Annotated in this window: 5 protein-coding genes; 2 read left to right on the top strand and 3 right to left on the bottom strand. The window is 71.0% G+C overall.

The genetic code is table 11. From position 1 onward, the window contains the following. Positions 1–496 precede the first annotated feature (496 nt). From G7A99_RS06795 to G7A99_RS06785, 3 genes are read right to left on the bottom strand one after another with little or no spacing between them, the layout of a single operon-like run. Positions 497–1,111: a UbiX family flavin prenyltransferase gene (locus G7A99_RS06795; protein WP_018719572.1), complete on the bottom strand. Its 615-nt coding sequence runs from the start codon at positions 1,109–1,111 to the stop codon at positions 497–499. Further along, entirely contained in the window at positions 1,108–2,472 is a 1,365-nt protein-coding gene (gene mpl / locus G7A99_RS06790; RefSeq protein WP_163139282.1) for a UDP-N-acetylmuramate:L-alanyl-gamma-D-glutamyl-meso-diaminopimelate ligase, read from the bottom strand. Before mpl ends, G7A99_RS06795 begins: the two co-directional genes overlap by 4 nt. Then, a complete protein-coding gene (locus tag G7A99_RS06785; RefSeq protein WP_018719574.1) occupies positions 2,465–2,965 on the bottom strand; it encodes a hypothetical protein in 501 nt (166 codons plus the stop codon). The genes mpl and G7A99_RS06785 overlap by 8 nt, the downstream gene beginning before the upstream one ends. 158 nt (positions 2,966–3,123) lie before the next feature. Here G7A99_RS06785 and G7A99_RS06780 point away from each other — a divergent pair, with 158 nt between their 5' ends. Continuing rightward, positions 3,124–4,092, top strand: a complete 969-nt coding sequence (locus tag G7A99_RS06780; RefSeq protein WP_163139281.1) for a TAXI family TRAP transporter solute-binding subunit — start codon at positions 3,124–3,126, stop codon at positions 4,090–4,092. 17 nt (positions 4,093–4,109) lie between these two features. Further along, positions 4,110–5,468, top strand: a 1,359-nt coding sequence (locus G7A99_RS06775; protein ID WP_240466147.1) for a TRAP transporter fused permease subunit, incomplete at its 3' end; no start/stop codon positions are given.

Here is a 5,468-nt window from a genome sequence, read left to right as displayed (position 1 = left end):
TTTCTGAGCTGCCTACGCGGCAGCGAACTAGGACTATCCGGCGGTAACGGGTTGATTGTCAACGGACAAGTGCGCCGGAGACCGGATGGACCCTTTTTTCTGGTGGGGCGTTAACTGGTTGATTTTGAGCGCTCTTGATGGTGCGCCCGGAAAAAGGGTCCCGCCGGTATCAGGGTCGGTGTTGCCTTGTGGGGTGCGCCCCGGAGACGTACGTGTCGCTGAGCAGCCGTGAGCCCGGCGGCTCTGTCGCTCCCGGTAACCGACAGCGGCGGTGGTGTCCTCCGGCATGCCCGGGCAGCGTTCGTGTGCCGGGTGCCTGTCGGCAGGGCGGGGGCACACGTGTGCGGTGCCCGATCCACGCGAATGGCCGATTCCGGTCTCCGTCCACCGGCAACCGCGCCCGCTCCCCGAGGAACCCCGGTCGCCTTCGAGCAACCTGCTTACGGCCGGACCCGTGTAGGTCGTGCACGGCCCCGGGCCGTGTGCGACATCCCCGCTACGTGCCGTCCTGTCCCCAGCGCGGGCCGAGGGCATTGTCGACCCCGAGCTGGTCGAGGACGCGGGCGACGACGAAGTCGACGAGGGCGTCGACGTCCTGGGGGCGATGGTAGAAGGCCGGGTTTGCCGGGAGCATGACGGCGCCCATGCGGGTCAGCCGGAGCATGTTTTCCAGGTGGATCTCGGAAAACGGGGTCTCCCGGGGCACGAGCACGAGTCGGCCACGCTCCTTGAGCACGACGTCCGCGGCACGCTCGATGAGCCCGTCGCTGGTGCCGGCGGCGATGCGGGCGAGGCTGCCGGTGGTGCACGGGCAGACCACCATGCGCCGCGGCGCGCCGGAGCCGGAGGCGACCGGGGCGGTCCACTGCCGGGCGCTGAAGACGGTCAAGCCGTCCGCGTCGACGCCGAGGTGCTCACTGAGCACCGCGCCGACGTCGCTGCTGCGCCCGGGCAGGGCCAGGTCCTCCTCCATCTTGAGCACCAGCCGCCCGGCCTCGGAGATGAGCAGATAGACCCGCTCGCCGGCCTGGCGCAGGGCCTGGACCAGTCGCAGGCCGTAGATCCCCCCGGAGGCCCCGGTGATGGCGACGGTGACGGCGTCGTCGATCATGCGCGGTGCTCCGCTCGGTCGGCGAGGGCGGCCAGCAGCCGCTCGTGGATGCCCCCGAATCCGCCGTTGCTCATCACCAGCACGGCGTCGCCGGGGCGTGCCTCGGCGGTGACGGCGGCGACCAGGGCGTCGACGTCGTCACCGGCGTGCGCCCGTTCCCCCAGGGGTGCGAGCGCGGCGTCGAGATCCCACTCCAGTCCCTCCGGGCGGAGTACGAAGGCGGCGTCCGCCCCGTTCAGGCTGGCGCCGAGGCGTTCCCGGTGGACGCCGAGCCGCATGGTATTGGAGCGGGGCTCGGCTACCGCGAGGATGCGCCCGGCGTGCTGTGTGCGCAGCGCGGCGATGGTGGCCTCGATAGCGGTGGGGTGGTGGGCGAAGTCGTCGATCACGCGTACGCCGCCGGCCTCGCCGCGGACCTCCAGGCGGCGGCGCACGCCCTGAAAGCCGGCGAGGGCGTCGGCGCCCACGGCGAGGGGGACGCCGACGTGGCGGGCGGCGAGCAGCGCCGCCGCGGCGTTGCGGGCATTGTGGGTCCCGGCGAGGGGCGGCGTGAAGGCGGTGGTGTCCGCCCCGTTCAGCCGCCAGCCGTCGCCGTCGGCGAGGAGCTGCCAGTCGTTGGCGGCGCCGGTGCCGAACCGGGCCTGAGTGCTCCAGCAGCCCATGGCGAGGGTCGCGGCGAGGGCGGCGTCGTCGCCGTTGGCGAGGATCAGCCCGGAGCCGGGCACGGTGCGGACCAGGTGGTGGAACTGGCGCTGGATGGCGGCCAGGTCCGGGAAGATGTCCGCGTGGTCGTACTCGAGGTTGTTGAGCACCAGGGTGCGCGGGCGGAAGTGCACGAACTTGCTGCGCTTGTCGAAGAACGCGGTGTCGTACTCGTCCGCCTCGATCACGAAGAACGGCCCGCTGCCCAGGCGTGCCGAGCGCCCGAAGTTGCCGGGCACGCCGCCGATGAGGAAGCCGGGGTCGTAGCCGGCGTACTCCAGGATCCAGGCGAGCAGGCTCGCGGTGGTGGTCTTGCCGTGGGTGCCGGCGACCGCCAGCACCCAGCGGTCGTGGAGGATGTGGCGGGCGAGCCATTCCGGCCCCGAGGTGTAGGCCCGGCCGTCGTCCAGCACCGCCTCGACGCTGGGATTGCCCCGGGGGAGGGCGTTGCCGATAACCACCTCCTCCGTCGCGGGCATCGCGGCCGGGTCCCAGCCCTCGCGCAGGGTGATGCCCGCGTCCTCGAGCATGGTGCTCATGGGCGGGTAGACGCCGGCGTCGGCGCCGGTGACGTCGTAGCCGCGCTCGCGGGCGAGCAGGGCGATGCCGCCCATGAACGTGCCGCAGATGCCGAGGATGTCGAGGTGTGCGTCAGGCATGGAGCCACTCCAGCAGCAGCCCGGAGCCGATCACCAGCGCCAGTGCCCACACCGTGGCGAGCGCGATGACGGTATCCAGGGCGTGGCGGAAGATGTGCGCGATGATGGCGATGTTCCAGAGGATCAGGCCGATCAGGCCCAGCGCGGTGACCGGTGTGCCCGCCGAGCCCAGGGTGAGCAGGATGAGGGCAAGGCCGGTGACCACCACGTCCGTGGCGTAGAGTGCTGTCGCCGTTTGCAGGAAGCGGTTGCCGAGGCCGTAGGCGTGCAGCAGAGCGTAGGTGAACGCGAAGGTCACGATCACGCCGTAGGCGGCATCCAGTCCGGGGGTGGCGGTCGCCGCCGGCAGGGCGCGCATGGTCGGGTAGCCCACGACCGCGCTGGCCAGCATGGTCGCGGCCAGCAGCGTCGGGGACGCCGGCAGGTCCTGGGGGCCGCGCCGCAGCAGGCAGATGTCCAGGACCAGGCGGACGATGTGTTGCAGCGACGGCATTCGTTCTCCCTGATCCGCCGGGGTGACTCGATGATTCCGGCATGGTAACCGCTTCCCGGCGCGCCTTCATGTCCGCCGCGGCGGTTGAGCGCTGCGCGGGGCGGCGGCAGAATCAGCGGCCGACCCACTCCGAACGATAATGTTAACGGGAGAGATCGATGCGTAAGTTCAGGCGCCTTACCCTCGCGGCGATCACGGTGTTCGTCGCCGGCGTGGCCGCCCTGCCGGCCCTGGCCCAGCAGACCCGGGTGACCTACAAGTCCGCCGCCGCCGGTACGGCCTACTACCAGATGGGCGTGGAGCTCTCCGAGGCCATCAAGGCCGGTACCGACGGCGCGGTTACCGTGACGCTGGAGGAGAGCCAGGGCTCGGTGCAGAACGTCATGGCGGTGATGCGCCGCGGTGGCAATTACGTGTTCACCACGCCGCCGTCGCTGGTGACCAAGGCGATGGCGGGCAAGGGGCCGTTCGAGGGCCGGCCGGCCTCGGCGTTCGGCAAGATCCGCGGGCTGTTCCCGATTCCGGCGATCACCATGCACTGGGTGGTGAAGGGGGGCGATGGCGTCATCGGCCTGAAGGACCTCGCCGGCAGGCACATCCTTATCGGCCGCGGCAGCTTCGGGGCCCGGGAGGCGCAGCGCTACCTCGAGCTGTTCGAGCTCACCGACGACGTCCGCATTGCCGACGCGGATATCGGCAGTGGGCCGGACGCGCTCAAGAACGGCCAGATCGACGGCTTCGTCACCGCCAGCTCCTTCCCCACGCCCAACGTGATCGAGACCGCGGCGAGCCTGGACATCAGCCTGGTCTCGCTGACCCCGGAGCAGATCGAGCGCACCGGTGCGGCCCACCAGACCATACCGGCGGGCACCTACGCGGGCATCGACGAGGACGTGGAGACCACCTCCCTGCCGGTGATCGCCTACACCACCACGGGCATGGACGAGGAGACCGCCTACACGCTCACCCGCACCTTCTGGGAGCGCCGCGAGGCCATGGCCGACGAGTCCGGCTGGTGGGCGGGCATCACCCCGGAGATGATCGGCAATATGACCGGCAAGCTCCATCCGGGGGCGTTGCGTTACTACGACGAGGCCGGGATCGAGGTGCCGGAGCGGCTGCGCTGATCGGCTGACCGCCGGAAGTGGAGAACGACACGCAAGCCGCCGGCGGCGGGGTGCGGGCCGGGTGGATCGCCCTGGGGGCGGTCTCGGTGGCCTTCCACCTGGGGCTGATCTTCTACGGCCTCGCGCCCGCGCTCATCGCCCGGCCCATCCACATGGCCCTGGTGCTGCCGTGGGTCCTGGTGTATGCGGCCTCGAACCGCCGCCAGCGCTGGAGCGGTTGGGTGCTCACGGTCGCCGGCGTGGCGGCCTGCGGTTATATCGTGCTCAACGAGTCCGCGTTGCTGGATCAGTACGGCTTCATCGAGGGGCCGTTCCAGATGGCGCTGGGCGTGTTCCTGCTGCTGCTGGCGCTGGAGACGGCCCGCCGCGCGATCGGCTGGCCGCTGCCCGCGGTGGCGGCGCTGGCGCTGCTCTATGCGGTGCTGGGGCACTATATCCCCGGGGCGTATGGGCATCCGGACCTGCCCCTGGGCAGCGTGGTGGGTGGGCTGACGATCGCCGAGGGCGGGCTCTGGGGCTCGCTCACCGGCGTGAGCGTGGGCGTGGTCGCGATCTTCGTGATCTTCGGCGCGGTGATCAACGCCGGCGAGGCCGGCCAGGGCTTCATGAACCTGGCGAGCGCGGTGGCCGGGCGCCTGCGCGGTGGCGCGGCGAAGGTGTCGGTGGTCTCCTCGGCGCTGCTCGGCTCGATATCCGGCTCCGCCTCGGCCAATGTGGCGTCGACGGGGTCGGTGACCATCCCCTCGATGATCCGCCTCGGCTATCCCCGCTCGCTGGCCGGCGCGGTGGAGGCGGTGGCCTCCTCGGGCGGCCAGATTATGCCGCCGCTGATGGGGGCGGGGGCGTTCGTGATGGTGGAGCTCACCGGCATCCCCTACACCCGCATCATGGGGGCAGCGGTGCTGCCGGCACTGCTGTTCTTCGCGACCGTCTGGTTCGGCCTCAACGCCTTCGCCAGCCGTTACGACCTGCGCCCCCTGGCCGCCAGCGAGCGCCCCACCGGGCGGGCGCTGCTGATCACCTCGCTGTTCTTCGTCGTGCCCTTCGGGGTGCTGCTGGAGCGGATCTTCCATGGCGGCAACACGCCGCAGTACGCGGCCAGCATCGCGATCTTCACCGCCGCGGCGCTACTGCTGTTCGACGCGCGGCTGCGTTTCTCGGTGACCGCATTCCTCCGCCGTCTCGGCGAGGCGCTGGTCCTGGCCGGCCGGCAGGTGGCCGTGATCGGCTCGATCATTCTCTGTGCCTCGCTGGTGATCGGTGTGCTCGGGATGACCGGGCTGGGCGTGAAGATTACCTCGGCGATACTGGCGCTGTCCGGCGACACCCTCTGGCCGGCGCTGGTGCTCACGGCGCTCGCCTGCCTGGCCCTGGGT

This window comes from Arhodomonas sp. KWT (assembly GCF_010993615.1).
This window is presented reverse-complemented; position numbering and strand designations above follow the sequence as displayed.